This window comes from Nocardia arizonensis, from assembly GCF_001310275.1.
Classification (GTDB): Bacteria; Actinomycetota; Actinomycetes; order Mycobacteriales; family Mycobacteriaceae; genus Nocardia; species Nocardia arizonensis.
On sequence record NZ_LGYZ01000049.1, the window covers coordinates 23,532 to 43,528 of the forward strand.

Annotated in this window: 16 protein-coding genes; 10 read left to right on the forward strand and 6 right to left on the reverse strand. The window is 70.4% G+C overall.

The features are described from left to right. The first annotated feature begins 15 nt into the window (after positions 1–15). From ppsA to APZ21_RS08185, 7 genes are all read left to right on the forward strand, one after another. Positions 16–2,313 (forward strand): phosphoenolpyruvate synthase, encoded by a 2,298-nt coding sequence (gene ppsA / locus APZ21_RS08155; protein WP_156370856.1) that lies wholly within the window; start codon positions 16–18, stop codon positions 2,311–2,313. Positions 2,314–2,415: 102 nt separating this feature from the next. Next, complete coding sequence (locus APZ21_RS08160) at positions 2,416–4,245, forward strand: AMP-dependent synthetase/ligase (RefSeq protein WP_054812627.1); 1,830 nt, start codon at positions 2,416–2,418, stop codon at positions 4,243–4,245. 195 nt (positions 4,246–4,440) lie between these two features. Continuing rightward, entirely contained in the window at positions 4,441–4,965 is a 525-nt protein-coding gene (locus tag APZ21_RS08165; RefSeq protein ID WP_054812747.1) for a flavodoxin family protein, read from the forward strand. A gap of 152 nt (positions 4,966–5,117) precedes the next feature. Next, entirely contained in the window at positions 5,118–6,035 is a 918-nt protein-coding gene (locus APZ21_RS08170) for a universal stress protein (RefSeq protein WP_054812628.1), read from the forward strand. A gap of 32 nt (positions 6,036–6,067) precedes the next feature. After that, complete coding sequence (locus APZ21_RS08175) at positions 6,068–6,940, forward strand: universal stress protein (RefSeq protein WP_054812629.1); 873 nt, start codon at positions 6,068–6,070, stop codon at positions 6,938–6,940. Between the two features lie 209 nt (positions 6,941–7,149). Then, positions 7,150–8,088 (forward strand): 1-phosphofructokinase family hexose kinase, encoded by a 939-nt coding sequence (locus tag APZ21_RS08180; RefSeq protein WP_162240320.1) that lies wholly within the window; start codon positions 7,150–7,152, stop codon positions 8,086–8,088. A 27-nt stretch (positions 8,089–8,115) separates the two neighbouring features. Then, entirely contained in the window at positions 8,116–8,556 is a 441-nt protein-coding gene (locus tag APZ21_RS08185) for a GNAT family N-acetyltransferase (RefSeq protein ID WP_054812631.1), read from the forward strand. Between the two features lie 167 nt (positions 8,557–8,723). On the opposite strand, the gene APZ21_RS08190 is transcribed toward APZ21_RS08185, so the two are convergent. The 3 genes from APZ21_RS08190 to APZ21_RS08200 all read right to left on the reverse strand — a co-directional run bounded on the left by APZ21_RS08190 (position 8,724) and on the right by APZ21_RS08200 (position 14,055). Continuing rightward, positions 8,724–10,343: an ABC transporter permease gene (locus APZ21_RS08190; RefSeq protein WP_054812632.1), complete on the reverse strand. Its 1,620-nt coding sequence runs from the start codon at positions 10,341–10,343 to the stop codon at positions 8,724–8,726. Continuing rightward, entirely contained in the window at positions 10,340–11,278 is a 939-nt protein-coding gene (locus tag APZ21_RS08195; RefSeq protein WP_054812633.1) for an ABC transporter ATP-binding protein, read from the reverse strand. Before APZ21_RS08195 ends, APZ21_RS08190 begins: the two co-directional genes overlap by 4 nt. A 77-nt stretch (positions 11,279–11,355) precedes the next feature. After that, entirely contained in the window at positions 11,356–14,055 is a 2,700-nt protein-coding gene (locus APZ21_RS08200) for a cation-translocating P-type ATPase (RefSeq protein ID WP_275426191.1), read from the reverse strand. A 180-nt stretch (positions 14,056–14,235) separates the two neighbouring features. On the opposite strand from APZ21_RS08200, the gene APZ21_RS08205 reads away from it, so the two are divergent. Then, positions 14,236–15,240, forward strand: coding sequence for an Acg family FMN-binding oxidoreductase (locus APZ21_RS08205; protein WP_054812635.1), 1,005 nt, complete (start codon positions 14,236–14,238; stop codon positions 15,238–15,240). A gap of 83 nt (positions 15,241–15,323) precedes the next feature. Continuing rightward, on the forward strand, positions 15,324–15,881 hold the full coding sequence (locus tag APZ21_RS08210) for a flavodoxin domain-containing protein (protein WP_054812636.1): 558 nt from the start codon (positions 15,324–15,326) through the stop codon (positions 15,879–15,881). Positions 15,882–15,996: 115 nt separating this feature from the next. On the opposite strand, the gene APZ21_RS08215 is transcribed toward APZ21_RS08210, so the two are convergent. Together APZ21_RS08215 and APZ21_RS08220 are read right to left on the reverse strand one after the other, a co-directional pair. Next, positions 15,997–16,968, reverse strand: a complete 972-nt coding sequence (locus APZ21_RS08215) for an Acg family FMN-binding oxidoreductase (protein WP_054812637.1) — start codon at positions 16,966–16,968, stop codon at positions 15,997–15,999. Next, on the reverse strand, positions 16,965–17,867 hold the full coding sequence (locus APZ21_RS08220) for a universal stress protein (protein WP_054812748.1): 903 nt from the start codon (positions 17,865–17,867) through the stop codon (positions 16,965–16,967). The genes APZ21_RS08215 and APZ21_RS08220 overlap by 4 nt, the downstream gene beginning before the upstream one ends. Positions 17,868–18,111: 244 nt before the next feature. Between APZ21_RS08220 and APZ21_RS08225 the strand changes: the two genes are divergently transcribed. Beyond that, positions 18,112–18,981: a GyrI-like domain-containing protein gene (locus APZ21_RS08225; protein WP_054812638.1), complete on the forward strand. Its 870-nt coding sequence runs from the start codon at positions 18,112–18,114 to the stop codon at positions 18,979–18,981. On the opposite strand, the gene APZ21_RS08230 is transcribed toward APZ21_RS08225, so the two are convergent. Then, positions 18,978–19,976, reverse strand: a complete 999-nt coding sequence (locus APZ21_RS08230) for an Acg family FMN-binding oxidoreductase (RefSeq protein ID WP_054812639.1) — start codon at positions 19,974–19,976, stop codon at positions 18,978–18,980. The two genes, APZ21_RS08225 and APZ21_RS08230, sit on opposite strands and share 4 nt — an antisense overlap. Positions 19,977–19,997: the final 21 nt, after the last annotated feature.

The following is a 19,997-nucleotide window of genomic DNA, read 5'->3' on the forward strand; positions in this document are numbered from 1 at the left end:
ACGATGGGAGTCGAAATGGGCGACTATGTGGCCGACTTCGAGCACTTGCGGCTCACCGATGCGGACCGGGCGGGCGGCAAGGGAGCGAACCTGGGCGAACTGGTGGCCGCGGAGCTGCCGGTGCCGCCGGGGTTCGTGATCCTGCGGGCCTGTTACGAGCGGGTGATGTCGCGGGGACCGAACGGGGCGGAACTGGATCGCCTGCACACCGAGGCGCTCGACGCCGTCGCCGACACCGCGCGCGTGGCCGAATTGTGCACGCGGATGCGCGATCTCGTCCACGCCACCGCCGTCGACGACACGGTCCGCGCGGCAGTGCTCACCGCTTATCACGCCCTTGGTGCGGCGATACCGGTCGCGGTGCGCTCCTCGGCGATCGGCGAGGACAGCGCGACCTCCTCCTTCGCGGGCATGAACATCTCGCGCACCAACGTCCGCGGTGACGGCCCGCTGTTGGCGGCGATCGTGGAATGCTGGGCCTCGCTGTTCAGCCCGCGGGTGGTCACCTATCGCGCGCGCCGGGGCCTGCGCGGGCGACCCGTGATGGCCGTGGTGGTGCAGCGCATGGTCGCGCCGCGCGCGGCCGGTGTCGCGTTCACCGCCGACCCCGCGACCGGACGCCGGGACCGCGTGGTGATCGATGCCGCGCGCGGGCAGGGCGAAGTGGTCGTATCCGGGTCGGCCGAACCCGATACCTACTTGTTCGACGCGACCGGCCCGACCCTGTTGGACACCCGCCTCGGACGCCAGCGTTTCGCGATCACCAGCGGACCCGACGGCGATCGCAAGGTGGAGTTGAGCGCCGAGGAGACCGCGGCCGCGGTGCTCGACGAGAAGGAGGCCACCGCGGTGGCCTGCCTGGCGCTCGACGTCCAACGGCACCACCGCGGCATACCGCAGGACGTCGAATGGGCCATCGACGACAAGGGTGTGTGGCTGGTGCAGGCGCGGCCGATCACCACGCTGCACGACCCCGCCGCCCAAGCGGCGCCGACAACGGCCGCCGCGGCGCCGGTGCTGGCGCGCGGGCTGGCTGCCGCACCGGGTGTCGCGTCGGGGGCGGTGCGCGTCCTGACCTCCCCCGACGAAGGCATGTCACTGCGCGACGGGGAGATACTCGTGGCCCCGATGACGAACCCGGACTGGCTGCCCACGCTCAATCGCGCCGCCGCGGTGGTCACCGACAGCGGCGGCATGACCTGCCACGCCGCCATCGTCGCCCGCGAACTCGGCGTGCCGTGCGTGGTGGGCGCGCGCACCGCCACCACCACGCTCGCCGACGGCGCCGTGGTCACCGTCGACGGCGGCAAGGGCGAGGTGCGCGCGGGCGCGCGGCCGACGGCGCGCACCGAGATCACGCCATCCGCGAGCCCCGTTGCCGTATCCGAATCGACCGCGACCCGCGTCTACGTCAACCTCGCCGTCCCCGAGGCGGCCGAACGGGTCGCGGGCGGCGATGTCGACGGTGTCGGTCTGCTGCGCGCGGAAACCCTCCTGGTGCAGGCACTCGAGGGCCGCCACCCACGCGACCTGATCGCGCGCGGCGAGCAGGAGCGCTTCATCGAGAAGATGGCCGATGGCCTGTCGCGGATCACCACCGCCTTCGCCCCGCGTCCGGTGATCTACCGGACCACCGATCTGCGCAGCAACGAGTTCCGCGCACTCACCGGCGGAGCCGAATACGAACCGGTGGAACACAATCCGATGATCGGCTACCGGGGCTGCTATCGCTACGTCCGCGATCCCGAGGTCTTCGATCTCGAGTTGGCGGCACTGGCGCGCGTGCGGGAGCGAACCCCGAACGTGCACGTGATGATCCCGTTCGTACGCACCCGCTGGGAGCTGGAAGCCTGCCTGGAACTCATCGACGCGAGTCCGCTGGGACGGCAACGCGGTATGCACCGGTGGGTCATGGCCGAGGTCCCCTCGGTGGTGCACTGGCTTCCCGAATATGTCGGCCTCGGCATCGACGGCGTATCCATCGGCAGCAACGACCTCACCCAGCTCGTGCTCGGCGTCGATCGCGACTCCGACGAATGCGCCGAACTGTTCGACGAATCCGATCCGGCTGTCCTCGACGCCATCTCGCGCATCATCGGGACCGCCCGCAGGCTGGGGATCACCTCCTCGCTGTGCGGCCAGGCGCCGTCCAACCGCCCGGAATTCGCCGAACACCTCGTGCGACTCGGCATCACCTCCGTATCGGTGACCCCCGACGCCGTCCCGGCCGCCCGCCGGGCCGTCGCCGCCGCCGAACGCCGCCTGCTGCTCGACCACGCCCTCGACGCCCACCGGCGACCGCGACATCCATGACCGCTCGACCGCGCACCCGACCCCGGCCATTTCCCGCTCTACCAGGAGAATCAGCACCGCGAATACGTCGTCGGCGAATGCGGAGCTAACTAGAATGAAGTGATGACGTCGCCCAGAGAAAATGCCGATCTCACCGGGATCGAGAACCGGGCACCTTCGGTTGCCCAATTACTGATCGACCGGATCGCCGCGACTCCGAACGCGGAGGCATTCCGGTTCCGCGCGGGCGAGGGCTGGGCCAGTGACTCGTGGCAACAGTTCGGTGACCGCGTCGAGACGCTCGCCGCCGGACTCGTCGCGCTCGGGATCGAGGCCGAGGAACGGGTCGCGCTGTTGTCGGCGACGAGGTACGAATGGGTGCTCGCCGATTTCGCCGTGCTCTGCGCGGGCGCGGCCACCACCACCGTCTACCCGAGCACCAACGCCGCCGGTGTCGCGTTCATCGTCGCCGACTCGGGCAGTCGTGTGGTCATCGCCGAGGACCGGAGTCAAGTCGACAAGCTCATCGAGCACCGCGCCGAGTTACCCGAGGTGCGGCAGGTGGTGATCATCGAAGGCGAGGGCGACGGAAGTTGGGTGATCACCCTCGCCGACCTCGAGCGACTCGGTCGCGAACTGCTCGCCGAATCCGCCGACGTGGTCAGCGCCCGCGTCCGCGGCATTCGGCCCGAGCATCTGGGCAGCATCATGTACACCTCGGGAACGACCGGGACCCCGAAGGGCGTCCGACTGCCGCATTCCGCGTGGACCTACAGCGCCGCGGCGATCGACGCCCTCGACGTACTCGGCCCCGACGACCTGAACTTCCTGTGGCTGCCGTTGTCCCACGCATTCGGCAAGGTGATGTTGGCACTGGCGCCGCTGATCGGCTTCACCACCGCCATCGACGGCCGGGTGGACAAGATCGCCGACAACCTCATGGTGCTGCGCCCCACCATCGTGGCGGCCGCCCCGCGCATCTTCGAGAAGGCGCACGCCCGTGTCGAGACCATGATGGCCGAAGAAGGCGGGATCAAGAAGAGGCTCTTCGACTGGGCCGTCGGCGTCGGCCTCGAGGTCTCACGCACCAGACAGGCCGGACAGGACCCCTCGCCGCTGCTCTCGATGCGGCACCGGGTCGCCGACAGGCTGGTGCTCTCCCGAATCCGCGAACGCTTCGGCGGGCGGCTGCGGTACTTCGTGTCGGCGGCGGCCCCCCTCGACCGCGATATCGCGCAGTGGTTCGACGCGATCGGCGTCATCGTGCTCGAGGGCTACGGCCTGACCGAGACCGCCGCCGCGTCGTTCATCAACCGCCCGAACGACTACCGGTTCGGCACCGTCGGCCGCCCGTTCCCCGGCACCGAGATCCGTATCGCCGAGGACGGCGAGATCCTGCTCAGAAGTCCCGGGGTGATGACCGGCTACCACCACCGCCCCGACGCCACCGCCGAGGCGTTCGACGAGAACGGCTGGTTCCGCACCGGCGACATCGGCGAGATCGACGCCGATGGCTTCCTGCACATCACCGACCGTAAGAAGGACCTGTACAAGACCTCGCAGGGCAAATACGTAGCGCCCTCCGCGATCGCGGCCGCGTTCAAAGGAATATGCCCGTACGCGGCGGAATTCATCGTCTACGGCGAGACCCGCCCCTACAGCGTCGCATTGGTCGGCCTCGACGCGCAGAGCATCACCGAATGGGCGGAAAAGCAGGGCCTTTCGGGCAGCTCACTGGCCGACATCGCCCGGCACGAGAAGACCCATGACGTGATCGCGGGCTATGTCGACCGCCTGAACAACCAACTCGACCGCTGGGAACAGATCAAGAGGTTCGACATCCTCGACCGCGAGCTGTCGGTGGAGTCCGGTGATCTCACGCCGAGCATGAAATTGCGCCGCAAGATCGTCCTCGAAAGCCTCGCCGACAATTTCGACGCCCTCTACCACTGAGCCGAATTCGGCGGGCGGGCGCGAGTCGGCCCGCACCATGGACCGGCGCTGTTCGAGTTGCCGCCGCGCCGCACTGATCGCGAGGAGGCCGGAAGTCCCTGGACGCGAGCCGCTTCGGCACTACGCCGCGCCGTGCGCCCGAATCTAGTGTCGTGTTCGGCACAGTTCCGTGTCCGCGACGATCAGGAGGTTGCCATGCGCGCGCGAATCGTCTATGAGTCGGTGTTCGGGAACACCCGAGCCGTCGCCGAGGCCATCGCCGAAGGACTGCGCGAGCAGGCCGAGGTCGAACTGCTCGAGGTCGGCACCGCCACGGAATCGGCCGACCGGCCGATCGATCTGCTCGTGGTCGGCGGCCCCACCCACGCGTTCGGGCTGAGCCGACCCCGGACCCGCGCCGACGCCGCCGCCCGCAGCGACACTCCCGTCGCCGTCGAAACGGGGGTACGCGAGTGGCTGGCGTCCGCGACCCCCGCGCCGAAGGGCGCCCGCGCCGCGGCGTTCGGCACCAAGTCCGCGACTCCCGCCTGGCTGCCCGGCTCCGCCGCCCGCGGCGTGGCACGGCGCCTGCGCCGCCTGCGTTACGAACTGGCCGGTGCGCCGGTCGATTTCCTCGTCGACGGCGTCGAGGGGCCGTTGGTTCCCGGCGAGCTCGAGCGCGCACGCGCGTGGGGATCGCAACTGGCCGAGCGGGAATCGGCCCGTTCGACGCGGCGCTGACCGCCGGTATGGCCCGGACTCCCCGGAGGCCGTGGATCGCCGGACCCGCGGCCTTTGGACCCCCTGGTACATGACGAAGGACCGGCGCGGGAACGAGCGCCCGATTCCTAGGCTCTGATCAAGCGATCGGACGGATTCGAAGGGTGGAGCCGATGACCACGACAGACGTCGACGATCCGCACGCCGCGGCATCCGCGCCGATCATCGTCGGAGTGGACGGCAGCGGCGCCTCGGATCCGGCCGTGTGCTGGGCCGCCGAGACCGCCGCCCGCCGCGGTCGACGGCTTCGTATCGTCCACGGCCTCGACCTGATCGCCGCCCGCGCGGCGCTCGGCAACTACGACGCCGTCGGCAAGGGCCCGACCGAACGCCTTCGCGAGCGCGGGGCCGAGGCATTGACCGCCGCGCGCGGGCTCGCCCATGCGGTGGCGCCGGATCTGCCCGTCGAGATCGAACTCTCCGAGGCGAATCCGACCGGTCTGCTCATCGAGGCTTCCGCCTCCGCGCACATGGTCGTGGTCGGCGCGACCGAGGGCGTCGGCACGCTCGGGCACCTCGGATCGGTGCTGCTCGCCGTGGTGAGCCACGGTCACGGATCCATCGTCGTGGTGCACGACACCGCGACCGACCGGCAGGAGCGGGAGAACGGACCGGTCGTGGTCGGCATCGACGGCAGCGAGGTGAGCGCGGACGCGGTCGAGGCCGCCTTCGCCGAGGCGGATATGCGCGGCGCCCAGCTCATCGCCGTGCACAGCTGGAGCGACCTTCGTTTCGACCGGCCCGCCGTACTGCCCGACACCTTCGGCAGCGAGGACATCTCCGCCATCGCCGATCGGATACTCGCCGAGAGCCTGGCCGGATGGCAGGAGAAGTATCCCGATGTCCACGTGATCCGCCGGGTCTACATCTCCAATCCACGCCATCATCTGCGGCAGTGGTCGAAGGCCGCGCAACTGGTCGTCGTGGGAAGTCGCGGTCGCGGCGGCTTCCGCGGGCTGCTGCTCGGTTCGACCGGCCTGTCTCTCGTCCAGCGGTCCGAATGCCCCGTCATGGTCGTCCATCCCCGATAGTTCCTGTTTCCTCGTTCGAAAGCGGTAAACCCATGTCCGACACTGCGATCAATCCCCCGGTGCTGGTCGGCACCGACGGCTCGGAAGCGGCGAGCGAGGCGGTTCGCTGGGCGGCCGTCGACGCCGCAGGCCACGGATCGCCCCTGCACATCGTGTGCGCGATCGACATACCCGTCCAGTACGCCCCGGGGGTCGCGCTGAGCCAGATCGACTACGAGGCATACCGCGCCACCGCCGCCGCGACCGTGTCCGCGGCGCGTGAGATCGCCACGGCCGCGGCCACGCCCATCCGGTCGATCGACATCGAGACCCACGTCGTGCAGGAACGCCCGATTCCGCTGTTGCGCGACATGTCGAAGAACGCGCGGTTGCTGGTCGTCGGCACGCACGGCTACGGCGCGGTGCGGCGCTGGATACTCGGATCGGTGAGCACCTCCCTCGCTCGGCACGCGCACTGCCCGGTGGCCGTCGTCCCGCCGGCGGCGGTGCAGGGCACGGACCGCGCGGACGGGCCGGTCGTGGTCGGCGTCGACGGTTCCGAGGGCAGCGCCCTCGCTCTCGACATCGCCTTCGACGAAGCGTCACGACGCGAGGCCGAACTCGTCGCGGTGCTCGCCTGGTCGGAATTCGCCCGCTACATCTCGCGCGCGGACATGCAGAGCGAGGCCGAGGAACTGCTCGCCCGGACCATCGCGGGATATGCCGAGAAGTATCCCGACGTCGAAGTTCGGCGCGTGGTCGACGAGGACCGGCCCGCCGCGCGCATACTCGCCACCGCCGAGCACGCGCGGATGATCGTCGTGGGCAGCCACGGCCGCGGCGGTTTCGCCGGAATGACATTGGGTTCGGTGGGCAATGCCGTCCTGCACGCCGCCGAATGCCCGGTCGTCATCGCCCGCGACTGACAGCACGCACACGGCCCGCGCCACCGCGATTCGGCGGCGCGGGCCGTGTCGTACGCGAGGCCGACGTCCGACCCATGGGCCTGCGCCCCGGGGTCTTTCGGCACTGTGCCAGGCACGGCCGACACGCGAGGGTGGACAGAAATATCCAGTCGATGAAGGGGCCGGCGGTGTCCGCGAACAATTCAGGCCGAAACTCGACCGTACTCACTGTGACCATCAATCCCACCGTCGACATGAGCATGGTGACGACACGATTGACCAGCGGCGGCAAGAACCGCGCCCAGCCGCCGACCGTCCAGGCCGGCGGCGGCGGCCTCAATGTCGCCCGCGGCATCCGCGCACTCGGCGGCTCGGCGCTCGCGGTGCACACCCGGGGCGGCGAGACCGGCCGATACCTCGACCGACTCCTCGACGAGGAGGGCATCGCCCACCGCGGTGTCGATATCGACGGCGACACCAGAATCGCCTTCGTCGTCGGCGAGGAATGGACGGGCCACAGCTACCACGTCGTGCCGCCCGGCCCCGAACTCACCGCGACCGATGAACGCCGCCTGCTCGAGGTCATCGTCGAGGAGGCCGCGCGCTGTCGGTATCTCGTACTCACCGGCAGCGCCACCCCGCGGTTGCGCGAGAACTTCTGCGCCGACATCGTCGGTTCGCTCGCCACGACAGGCGTCCGGGTCGTACTCGACATCACCGCACCGCAATTGCGCAAGGTGCTGACGGAGGAGGTCTTCCTCATCCGCCTCGACCGCGAGACCGCCGCGACTCTGACAGGCACGCCGATCGAGTCGTTCGACGACGCCCGCGCCGCCAACGACTATCTGCTCGAGATCGGCGCCACCGAACACGCCATCACCACCGTCGGACCGCTGGGCGCGGTGTACTCCTCGCCCGAGGCGCACTACGAACTCACCGCACCCGCCCTCGTCCACGGCCCGCGCAGTGACGCCTGCGCCGGGGACAGCCTGGTGGCGGCGGTCACCTACCGACTCTGCGCGGGCGACAGTTGCGAGCAGGCGTGCGCGTTCGGGGTCGCCGCCGCGGCCGCGACCGTCGCGCTGCCCGGTACGGAGATGTTCGCACCGAGCGATGTCGAGACCCTGTTGACCGATGTCCACCGCACCCGGCGCCCACGGCGCGCCTGACCCGCGACGATCCCGAGGAGCACGCGCATGACCGCCACAACGCCCGCCGCGATCACCTTCGCCCGGCTCGGCCCTGATGCCGAGGCGATCCGGAATCTGCACGGCGCTACGGACTGCCGCGATCGCCGCCAGCGATTCCTCGGCGCATCGGACGGTCCCGTTCCCGCGCAAGGCACGGTCGGCGCGTACGCGGGCGGTCGGCTCATCGGCGTCGCGACCTACACCGCGTCGGCGGGCGTCGACGCGGCCGAAGTGGTTGTGCTCGTCGCGGCCGATCACGAGCGCGGCGGCGTCGGTGTCGGGCTGCTGCGACAGTTGGCCCGGCTCGCGCGGGCCCGCGGCATCCGGCGCTTCGTCGCCGATATCACCCCCGGTGACTCACGGATGATGCGTCTGCTCATCGACGCGGATTTCGCCATCGGCGCGTACCGCCACAATGGCCGCGCCCGCGTCAGCGCCGAATTCTGATCGCCGCCGAATACTGATCGCCGCAGCAGCCTTCCGGCCTCCTCGCGATCGGTGCGGCGGCAACTCGAACAGCGCCTCGGCTACGGGCGAAATGCACGGGGTCACGGTCGCGTCCGAGCCTTGGTGTGGCACACCCTTTTCTGTGGGATTGCGGGCGGCCCGCTCGCTCAGGATTCGATATCCCGATGGCGGAACGCGGCGATGCCGATGGCGGCGAGGATCGCCGCGACCGCGGACAGTCCCGTCGCCGCCGTGGCGGTGGCGTCCTCGAGCGGCACGCGCGGCGTGTGTTCGAACGGGGAGGCGTCGGGGAACCAGCCTGGCAGGTCGAAGGATTCGGTGAACAACAGTGCGACGGCGCAGTAGGCGAATCCGGTCCAGGCGACCGCCGCCGACAGCCGCGGTCGCAGGCCGAAGGCCAGCAGCGCGACCGCGGTCGTCACCCAGATCGCCGGCCAGTAGGCCACGGCGGCGAGCGTCATGCGGATCATCTGATGCGGCTCATCCACGGTCAGGGCATAGGCCAGTCCGATGCCGAAGCCGCCCGCGACGGCGACCGCCGCGGCGCCGAGCGCCGCCACCATCGAATAGGCGAGCAGCCACCGCGGCCGGCTCAGCCGGGCGGCCAGCACGAATTCGGCATGCCCCAGGGCTTCCTCACCGCGCGCCCGCAGCACGGCGGTGATGCCGAACGCCGTCGCCAGCAGGCTGGTCATCGACACCGTCAGCGCCAGATAGGAATCGACCGCGTCGGCGGCGCCGCCCGGCAGGAACGCGGCCACGTCCGGGTTGTCGGCCAGAAAGTCGGCGATGCTGTCGGCGAAGGACCCGTAGGCCGCGCCGAGGCCGAAGACGCCCACGCACCAGGCGAGCCAGGACCCGCGCTGCAATCGCCACGCCAGCCCCGTCGGCGAGGACAGCGCCCACGACGCCGTCGCGCGACCGGACCCGTACGACAGCAATCCCGCTCCGAAGTCCCGGCGCTCGAGTACGGCGAAGGCGACCGCGATCAGCGCGACGCTCACCGCGACGAACAGCAGCACCGGCCACCACCGATCCGCGACGTAGGGATAGGTGCGCTGGCCCCATCCGAGCGGCGAAAGCCACGATGCCGCGCCGCCACCGACATCGCCGATCGCGCGCAGCACGTAGGCAAGTGCGAGCGCCGAGCTGACCGCGGCGTACACGCTGCGGGGATTCTCGAACACCTGCGCGGCCACCGTCGTCAGGGCCGCGAAACTCGAGCCGATCCCCGCGAGCGCGACACCGGTCAGCACCGACCCCGCGGCGGGCAGACCGGTCGCGATCCCGACGCCCGCCAGCACCACGGCGACACAGGCATCGGCGATCAGCGCGACACCGAGCGCCGCCACCACGGACGCGCGCCGTCCGACCTTCGCCGAACGGATCAGCTCATCGCGTCCCGCCTCCTCGTCGGAGCGGGTGTGGCGGCCGATCAGGAACATGTTCATCAGCGCGACGACGATCCCCACGTAGGCGAAGACCTCGAACAGCACCTCGCCGCCGATGGTGTCCAGCAAACGGGTCGGGCCGCCCAGCGCGACCGCCGCCGCGTTGGCGCTCATCATCTCCCGCAGCCGAGCCAGCGCGTCGGGACTGCCGTAGAAGCGTTGGCTGCTGATCGATTGCATGGCGAACAACGCGCCCGCGCCCGCCAGCCAGCACGGCAACGCGAACCTCTCCCGGCGCAGGGCGAACGACAGCAGCGTGCCCGCACCGGTCGCCCCCGCGGCCGCGCGGCGGACTGTGGGCGCCCACGTGCTCACCGCAGCGCCTCGGCCGGATCGGCGCCGTAGTGGCGCAGGAATATGTCCTCCAGCGTCGGGGGCGTGCTGGTGAGGCCGCGCACACCCGTGTCGGCCAGGACCCGCAACACCGCGTCCAATTGCCCGTTCTCCACCGCGAACCGGACCCGGTCACCTTCGTATATCGGATCATGCACTCCGGCAATGCTTTCCAGTCCGACGACGGGCCGCGCGGTCTCGACCGTGACCACGGTGCGGGTGAGGTGGCGCAGTTGCTCCAGTGTCCCGCTCTCGACGGTGCGGCCGTGCCGGATGATGCTCACCCGATCGCACAGTGCCTCGACCTCGGCGAGGATATGGCTCGACAGCAGCACCGTCGCGCCGCGCGCGGTGGCCTCCCGGACGCATTTCTGAAACTCGGACTCCATCAGCGGATCCAGACCGACCGTCGGCTCGTCGAGCAGCAACAGTTCCGCGTCCGAGGCCAGCGCGGCCACGAGCGCCACCTTCTGCCGGTTGCCCTTGGAGTACGCGCGCGCCTTCTTGCGCGGGTCCAGATCGAAGCGTTCCAGCAGTTCGGCGCGCCTGCGCCCGTCGATGCCGCCGTGCAGTCTGCCCATCAGGTCGATCACCTCGCCCCCGGTGATACCCGGCCACAGCGTGACCTCCCCCGGGACATAGGCCAATCGCCCGTGCAGCGCGACCGCGTCGCGCCACGGATCTCCGCCCAGCAGGCGCACCGTGCCGGAGTCGGCGCGCAACAGGCCGAGCAGGATGCGGATCGTGGTGGTCTTGCCGGAGCCGTTGGGTCCGAGGAATCCGTGCACTTCGCCGGTGCGAACCGACAAGTCCATGCCGTCGAGTGCGCGCACGCGACCGAAGGACTTCGTCAATCCGATGATCGAGACGGCCGGATCGGCGGCCGTCGCATCGGAACCGACGGATGAGGCGTCCATGTCGGATTCCCTTCTGCATCCGGCCGGGCAGGAAGTCCCGACCGAGTCCAAGTGTCGGGCGCGCGGGTGCGCGCGGGTCAGGGCCGATCGTCCTCTGATGCCGGGGCGAGCGACCCCGGGCCGGTCGGCTGCTCGCTCCCCCGTCGGTCACGCCTGCGCCGCAGATAGCGCAGCCATTCATCGATTCCCCACACGATCACCGGGAACGGGAGCACCAGCGCCAGCATCCACGGCGGCAGGGCGGCGGTGCCGAACAGTGTCTGCAACGGCGGCAGGTAGACCAGCGCCAACGCGAAGACGATCTCGAACACGCAGCCGCCGAGCAGCAGGCGGTTGGACCAGAATCCGATCGAGGACAGCGAGACGTATTCGGTGCGCGCGGCGAAGGCCGTGCCGAGCTGGCAGGCGACGATGCCGACGAAGGTGATCGTGGTCGCTTGGAGATAGGTGTGATGCAGTGCCGAACCGGTGTCGACGTCCGCGTCCGGACGCCAGCCCGCGGACAGCAGCACGGTGAAGTAGCCTGCCATGACCAGAACGGCCGAGACAACACCGAGAATCCCCCACGCGCGCAGCAACAGTCTGCCGGTGATGACGCCTTCGGACTGCGGACGAGGCGGCTTGCTCATCACACCGGGTTCGGCGGTCTCGCGGCCGAGCGCCAACGCGGGCAGCGTCTCGGTGCCGAGGTCGATCGCGAGGATCTGTAGCACGGTCAGCGGTAGCGGAATCGCGCCGCCGGACAGGGCGAACAACAGGAACGGCACGACTTCCGGCACGGCGTGGGCGAAGATGTAGAGCACGAATTTGCGGACATTGTCGAAGACTCGGCGGCCTTCCTCGATTCCCGCGGCGATGGTCGCGAAATTGTCGTCGGTCAGCACAAGGGTGGCGGCTTCCCGCGCCACGTCGGTGCCGCCGCGTCCCATCGCGACGCCGATATCGGCGCGGCGCAGGGCGGGCGCGTCGTTCACGCCGTCGCCGGTCATCGCCACGACCTCGCCGTTGACCCGCAGCGCGTCGGCGATGCGCAACTTGACCTCCGGTGTCGCGCGGGCGAATACGATCTCGCCCGGTTGCGCGAGCAATGCGTCGAGCCGGTCGTCGGACATCGCGTCGACCTCGACGCCGTCGATCACGCGATCGGCGCCGATCCCGACCTGCCGGGCGATCTCGGCGGCGGTGCGTCCGTTGTCGCCGCTGATGACGTGCACCCGAATGCCCGCGCGGTGCACCGACGCCACCGCGTCGGCGACCTCGGGACGCGGCGGATCGAGCAGGGCCACCAGACCGATGAAGGTCAGATCGGTCTCGACCGCGCCCCGATCGGCGGGGACGGGCCCATCCCAGTCACGCCGCGCCACCGCCAGCACCCGCAGCCCGCGGTCGGCGAGGGCGCCGACCTGCCCGCGCGCCCGCTCCAGCGTCGAGGCGTCGCCGTCCGATGCCGCGACGCACAACGGCAGCACGGCTTCCGGTGCGCCCTTGACGTGCACGGCAAGCCCGCCGTCGTCTCGGTCCATCGTCGACATCATCCGCACCTGCGGATCGAACGGGTACAGTGCCGCACGCCGCGCCTGCCGCCGTTCGGAGGTGATCACGACGCCCTCCGACTCGGCGTAGCGCAGCAGGGCGATCTCCATCGGGTCGCCGGTCTCCTGTTCCCCCAGGTCCGCGCTCGTGCACAGCGCGAGGGCGCGCGCCATCGCCGGATCGGTGGACGTCGCGGTCACCACCCGCATGTCGTTGGCCGTCAGCGTGCCGGTCTTGTCGGTGCAGATGGTGGTGGTCGAGCCGAGGGTCTCCACGGCGGACAGCCGCCGGACCACCGCGCCCCGGCGCGCCATGGACCGCACCCCGACGGCGAGGGCGAGGGTGATCGTCGGCAACAGGCCCTCGGGCACATTGGCCACCAGCAGGCCGATCGCGAAGAGGAAGGCAGCCGACAGCGACAGTCCCGCGACCAGCCCCAGCGGCAGGAACGCCGCGCCCGCCCCGACCGCCACCGCCGCGATCAGCCACGCAACCCGCCGAACCTGCCGTTCCAGCGGACTCGGCTCCTGACGGACCCGTTGCGACAGTGCGGCGATGCGGCCGAGTTCGGTGTGCACGCCGGTGCCGTGCACCACGGCGCGCCCGGCTCCGGCGGTGCACAGCGTGCCGCTGAACACCAATACCGGTGAGTCGGCGGACCGGTCGGCGCGGTCGGTCGCCGCCGCGCTGCGGGTCACGGGATTCGACTCCCCCGTCAGCGCGGACATGTCGACCTGCACCGTCCCGTCGAACAGCCGCGCGTCCGCCGGGATCCGTTCCCCCTCCTCGATGACCAGGACATCCCCCCGCACGATCTCGGGCACCGCTATCTGCGTCCGCCGACCGCCGCGAACCACCGTCACCCGCTGCGGCAGGAATCGGCCGAGCGCCGCCACGGCGTGCTCGGCCTGGCTTTCCTGCCAGAAGGCCAGCACGGCGTTGAGGATCACGACCGCGATCACCGCGATGCCCAACGGCACCGCACCCGAAATGAACGCCAGCCCCGCGGCCACCCACAACAGCAGTGCGAGCGGGTGGACGAACTGCCTGCCCAACGCGATCCACCAGTGGTGTTCGGAGCGCCGCGGGAGTTCGTTGGGGCCGTAGAGTTGCAGACGCCGCGCCGCCTCACGTCCGGACAGTCCGTCCGGGGACGTGCGCAGGTCCCGCATGAGTGCCGAGACCGGCTCGCGCGGATCGACCCCGGTCTGCTCGGGCTCGTGGACAGCGTACTCGCGGCTCACCACTCAAGGATCGCGCACGGGCGCGGACATCGCTGACAACGGAAGTCCCCGACACGGTGTGCGGACGTCCCCGATCACGCCCGTGCCCGGTGGCGTCGACGTGGCCGGCGTGACAAAAGTCCCCGCCGGTCGGGCGTAATTGCCGTGGTCACAGTGGTGTCGCCCGCGAACACTCGATCTATGACCGACAGCGACCTCTCCCTCTTACCCGATCGATCCACGATGCTGGCGGCGATGCGGGCGGCAGGCCGCGCGCCGTCGGTGCACAACACCCAGCCCTGGCGCTGGGTCCTCGATGGAGCGGACTTGCGGCTGTATCGCGACGACCGGCGACTGCTCGACGTGGCCGACCCCGCGGGACGGCAACTCGTGATCAGCTGTGGCGCGATGCTGCACCACGCGCGCACCGCGTTCGCCGCCGCGGGCTGGCACACCGATACCGTCCGCGTCCCCGATCCCGCGCGCCCGGAATGGCTGGCCACCATCACATTCCGCCGGTGGACCACTCCGCCCGCGGAGGTCGTTGCCCGTGCCGAGGCCATCACGCGACGCCGCACCGAACGGCTGCCGATGCGCGAACCCCAACGATGGAACGAACTCGAGCACACGCTGCGCTCGCTGGTGCGGTATCCCGATGTCGTCTTCGACGTCCTCGACGACTCCGCCCGTCCGCGCCTGGCCGTCGCCTCCGAGCACTCGGCGGCCATCCAACGCTACGACATGCAGTATCAGGCCGAATTGAGCTGGTGGACAGGGCACTCCAAGCCAGCCGACGGCATTCCCCGCGAAGCGCTCGCCTCTCCCCGCGAGGCAGGCAACACGCCGCTCGGACGCACCTTCCCCACGGTGCGGCACCCGCCGACGCGCGAGGACTACACCGATCGCGCCGAACTGGTGGTGCTCAGCACCCACGGCGACTCGGACGCGCAGTGGCTGAGCGTCGGTGAGGCTCTGTCGGCCGTTCTCCTCGAGTGCACGGTCGAAGGCGCGGCCACGTGCGCGCTGACCCACCTGACCGAACTGCCCGCGTCCCGCAGGCTCATCGCCGAGCTGATCGACCACCAGATCACCCCGCAGGTCGTCGTTCGCGTAGGAGCCGACGACAGCGCCGCGGGCCCGCAGACGCCCCGACGCCCTGTCGAAGAATACCTCAGCCTCGACGACGGGCCGGACGCGACCCGATGACGCCGTGCCCGGGGCCGTTCGTCCCCGCGGTCCGGGCACGATGGCTCTGATCTGCTCCGGTGTCAGGCGCGAAGCTGAATTGCATGGAATCCGACAACACTCGTATCGCGGTCCTGTACGCGACCGCCCAGGGTTCGTCCCGGGATATCGCCGAATACATCGCCTCCGGCCTGACCGCGCGCGGCGCCCGGGTCGAGTTGGCCGAAGTCGAACACGCACCCGAACTCGAACGCTTCGACGCCGTGGTCCTCGGTAGCGCCGTCCACGACCGGGCGCTGCTGCCGGAAGCCGACGAGTTCGCGCACGCGCACCGCGACACCCTCACGACCCGGCCGGTGTGGCTGTTCAGCGTCGGACTCGGACCCGCGCTGCGCGGCCCGGTGGGCCGACTGCTCGGCCGGACCGTACCGCCCGCGGTCGCGAAGGTCCGCGACTCGATCTCGCCCCGCGACTACCGCGCCTTCGCGGGCTGCTTCTCCAGCGCGGACGTACCGCTGAAGACCCGTGTGCTCTACCGGTTGATGGGCGGGGGCCACTACGGCGACCTACGCGACTGGGAGGCGATCGCCGGCTGGACCGAAGACATCGCCGACGAACTCGGCCTGCCGCGCGCCGACTCGGTGAGCGTCCCCCCGTCGTGACAGGAGCCGCGCCCGCTCACCATCGCGGGCGCGAGGCCGTTCCGAGCACAGCGCACCGAAAACGTGTCCCCGGGGGAAAACCCCCGGGGACACGGTCGCGATCGGATGCGCGCGTTCACCCCAGCGGCCGCACGACATCCGCCAGTGCGCGACGCGGCGTGGCCGCGATCTCCGTTGCGGTCGTCGCCGCCCAACCCACCCGCACGATGAGTTGCGGGAAACCGCTGTCGGACAGCACATCCGACCGCACCAGCTCCCGTGTGCCCGGCAATTCGAGCGGTTCGGTCAGCGGACAGGTCGCCAGTCCGAAGACGGTGGCCGACAGCAATACCGCGCTGGTCGCCTCGCCCGCCCGCAGCCGGGACAGCTCGTCGTCGGAACCGGTGTGCACCAGCAGCAGCGTGCCGTCGTCGTCGAGATCACGCAGGACCGCCTCGGTCAGCGTGGAGGCGTGGAACTCCCGGGTCAGCGGATCGGCGGCCAGGACGGCGTTACGGGCGGGCACGCCTTCGGAGTCGGCGTGGCGTCCGCTCCACCGGGCCAGTTCGTCCTGATACCCCGGATCGGCCCGGTGCGTCGCGGCCGCCGTGCGGAACGCCTCCACCAGCCGTACCCGGGCGCCGCCGCCGGGGATCTCGGTGACCATCGCGCCCTCGTCCGCGCCCGCCGCGGACATGGCGGAGATGAATCCTTCCGGCACCTCCCACGAGGTCGGCTTGCGCCGGTCGGTGCGCCGGTTCTCGATCGCGCGGGCCAGCCCGACCACATCCGCGGTCGGGGTGACCCGGACGAATTCGATGGCCGCCAGATGCCCGCGGTCGTCGCGGTTGGGAAAGCGGTGCACCACGGTGTGCCATCCGAACGAGCGGGCGGCGACCCGGAAATGGTGCAGCGCCGCGCCGCAGCTGATGAGCAGATCCCGCCGGTCGGGATCGGTGTGGCCGAGTGCGCGCTCCTCGTCGGCGTACAGGTGCACCGTCGTGTCACCCACGCGCCACTGCCACGGTTGGGTGTTGTGCACCGAGGGCGCGCGCACGGCCAGAGCCAGCGCCGCCCGCACGGTGTCGGCATCGGGATGTACGGTCACGAGGTCACCTCACTGCGAACGATGATCATGGGGCACTCGACCGAGTGCAGAAGGGTGTTGCTCGTCGACCCGAGTGTCATGGTCGCGAATCCGCCGCGTCCGCGGCTGCCGACCACGACCAGTTGCGCGTCGGCCGATTCGTCGAGCAGGGCGCGCGCCGGCCGGTCGCAGACGACGATCCGCTTCACCGCGACATCGGGATACCGCTCCTGGAACCCCGCGAGCTGTTCGGCCAACAGCGCCTGTTCGGATTCGCGGATGTAGTCCCAGCCGGGGACCGGGACGGCGAGTCCGGTCGCGTCGCTCCAGGCGTGCAGGGCGATCAACCCGACCTTGCGCAGAGATGCCTCCGCGAAAGCGAATTCGATCGCCGGTCTGCTGTTCTCGCTGCCGTCGACGCCGACAAGCACCGGTCGCACCCGCCACTCCTCGGTGAGACCCGCGATATCGTGGATGACAGCGACCGGGCAGTGCGCGTGCCGGGTGACCGCGGTGCTGACCGACCCGAGCAGACCGCGCTGGAACGCGCCGAGACCGCGGCTGCCGACGACCAGCATCGCCGCGGATTTCGACCGTTCGACGAGCATCGGGCGCACCTCCTCGAAGGCCACCTCGGTGGTGATCCGCAATTCCTCACCGGGCACGGCCTCACGGGCTATGCGGGCGGCCTCGGTCACTATCCGTTCGCCGGAGCGGGTCACGAACTCGACGTCGGACTCCGACAGCGTCAGTCCCGGACCGTATCCATTGGGCAGTCCCATCGAGGTGATGATGTGCAACGGCCATCCATGCGTCGCGGCCGTCACGGCCGCCCACGCCGCCGCCTGGTAGGCATTCGCCGATTGGTCGACGGCGACCATCACTGGCGAACCGGGGGCCGGTGCAGAGTAGTCGGCCATCATCCCGCCTTTCGTTGTCGTCCCTGTGTCAAAGGTCGTCTCCTGTCGAAGCCGAGCATCCCTCGGTCGGGCGCGGCCGGGGCAGAGACGAAAGTCCCGGCTCCACGGGAAAGTGGCATCAGCTGCGCGCGCCGGGACGAAATGGGCCGAATGACCCTGCCGACGGGTCGGTCGGCACTGTCGCGACGGTGGCCACGGTCGTTAACGTCGAGCGCACCGCGCGATACCCGAACTCTGGAGCCGCATGTCCTATCCGATCGACGTCATCGAATCCGTCGCGGAGACGGTGCTCGAACTGCACCGCGCGGTTCGTGCCGAGCACGCGGGCGAGGACATCGGCGAGGGGATGCGCGAGCTCTACGCCGTCGCCGACCGCATGGGTTTGACGCCGACGGGTCCGCCCTCGGCCACCTACCACGGTGATTCCGCGGGCGCCCACACCATCCGGGTGGTGCTCGCGCTGCCGGTCGCCATCGAGCACGCGAGCGAGGCGATCGAACGTATGACGTTGCGGGAAGCCGAATCGGCGACCTACGCGCGCACGATCCACCGCGGCGACTACCGGCGCATCGGCGCGGCCTATCGTGCACTGGAGGACTGGCTGCGGACCTCGGGCCTGCGGTCGGCCGGACCGCTCACCGAGACCTATCTCGTCGGTCCCGACGCGGCGATCCGCCCCCGGGATCTGACGACGGAGATCCGCGTTCCCGTCGCACCGCGGTCACGGCCGTCCGTGCGATTCGACGCGCCGGTCCCGGTCGTGGTCGCCGAGGTGCGAGAGGCGCTGCGCGCGAACGGGTTCCGAGTCCTGTCGGAGGTCGACATCGATGCGACGATCGGCGCGCCGGACGCCCCGCGGCCCCATGTGCTGCTCACCGCGTGCCTGCCCGCGCTCGCACGGCGCATACGCGACAGCGATCCCACACGGGATCGGCTGTTGTTCCTCGAATTCGTCATTCGCTGCACCGATGGCGCGACGATGGTCGACACCCCCGATTGCGCCGAGCTGCCCGGGGAATCGAGCGAACTCGAGGCTTCGCTGCGCGAACTGCGCGCCGAACTCGCCGCCGTCACGCGGTGTCTCGAACGACGCGCGCGCGCCGAATTCGCCTAGCGTGACGACGTGCCGCACACCGGGGGCGCGGCGCCGTCGAGAACCTCCGAGATCGCGCGCCGCGGCACGACCGGCAGCGTCGCGGTGTCGTCCGGCCAGCCGATGCGGATGACGGCCTGCGGATGCAGCGTGTCCCCCAGCACCGCGGTCCTGACCCGCTGCCGCAGGTCGGGAAGTTCGAGCGGCTCGGTGAGCAGACAGGTCGACAGTCCGATGTTCGTTGCGGTCAACAACACCGCGCTGATCGCCTCGCCCGCGCGCAGTCGGGTCAGCCGATCGTCGCCCGCGGTGCCGATCAGCAGCAATTCGGCGTAGTCGGGTTCGGGAGAGGTGTCCACCATGCGGGGCGCGACGAAGGTGCGGCTCGGAATGCCCTGCCCGGCCCGGACGGGCGGGGCGCTCATGGACGGCACCCCGTCGAGGCTCTCGTGCCGCCCGCTCCACTCGGCGAGTTCCAGTTGATACCCCTGATCCCCGGAATGCCTGCGCGCCGCCTCGTACAGCGTCTCGACCAGCGCCCGCCGCGGCTCGTGCACGACCTGGCGCACCACCGCGCCGTTGGCCGCGGCGCGTTCGGTGACCAGACCGAGGTAGCCGGGCGGTATGGGCTGGGAGGTGTAGTGGCGGCGATCGGTGCGGCGGCGGGTGATGGCCGCGCACAGCGCGAGATCGGTCATCGTGGGCCGATGCCGGACCAGTTCGAGAGTGGCCAGGTGGTCGGGGTCGTCGGGATCGGGCAGCCGGTCCACGATCGCCGACCAGCCCTGCGCCGCCAGTGCGACGCGCAGGTGGTGCAGCACGGCTCCGCAGCTCAGGAGCAGATCGCGCTGGTCGGGATCGGCGGCGGGCAGCGCGCGCGCCGGGTCGAGGTACAGACGCAGACCGCGATCGACGACGCGAAATCGCCATGGCTGGGTGTTGTACACCGACGGTGCCCGAACCGCGAGCGTGAGCGCGGCTTCGATGAGGTTTTCATCGAACATCCCGTATCGCATCTGCTCTGATCCTTTCTTGGT

Excerpts from the sequence above, each read along its gene's own strand:
- APZ21_RS08185 (WP_054812631.1), top strand. The coding sequence starts at position 8,116 with ATGACCGCCACAACGCCCGCCGCGATCACCTTCGCCCGGCTCGGCCCT.
- APZ21_RS08210 (WP_054812636.1), top strand. The coding sequence starts at position 15,324 with ATGGAATCCGACAACACTCGTATCGCGGTCCTGTACGCGACCGCCCAG.
- APZ21_RS08220 (WP_054812748.1), bottom strand. The coding sequence starts at position 17,867 with ATGGCCGACTACTCTGCACCGGCCCCCGGTTCGCCAGTGATGGTCGCC.
- APZ21_RS08175 (WP_054812629.1), top strand. The coding sequence starts at position 6,068 with ATGTCCGACACTGCGATCAATCCCCCGGTGCTGGTCGGCACCGACGGC.
- APZ21_RS08195 (WP_054812633.1), bottom strand. The coding sequence starts at position 11,278 with ATGGACGCCTCATCCGTCGGTTCCGATGCGACGGCCGCCGATCCGGCC.
- APZ21_RS08165 (WP_054812747.1), top strand. The coding sequence starts at position 4,441 with ATGCGCGCGCGAATCGTCTATGAGTCGGTGTTCGGGAACACCCGAGCC.
- APZ21_RS08160 (WP_054812627.1), top strand. The coding sequence starts at position 2,416 with ATGACGTCGCCCAGAGAAAATGCCGATCTCACCGGGATCGAGAACCGG.
- APZ21_RS08170 (WP_054812628.1), top strand. The coding sequence starts at position 5,118 with ATGACCACGACAGACGTCGACGATCCGCACGCCGCGGCATCCGCGCCG.
- APZ21_RS08205 (WP_054812635.1), top strand. The coding sequence starts at position 14,236 with ATGACCGACAGCGACCTCTCCCTCTTACCCGATCGATCCACGATGCTG.
- APZ21_RS08230 (WP_054812639.1), bottom strand. The coding sequence starts at position 19,976 with ATGCGATACGGGATGTTCGATGAAAACCTCATCGAAGCCGCGCTCACG.
- ppsA (WP_156370856.1), top strand. The coding sequence starts at position 16 with ATGGGCGACTATGTGGCCGACTTCGAGCACTTGCGGCTCACCGATGCG.
- APZ21_RS08225 (WP_054812638.1), top strand. The coding sequence starts at position 18,112 with ATGTCCTATCCGATCGACGTCATCGAATCCGTCGCGGAGACGGTGCTC.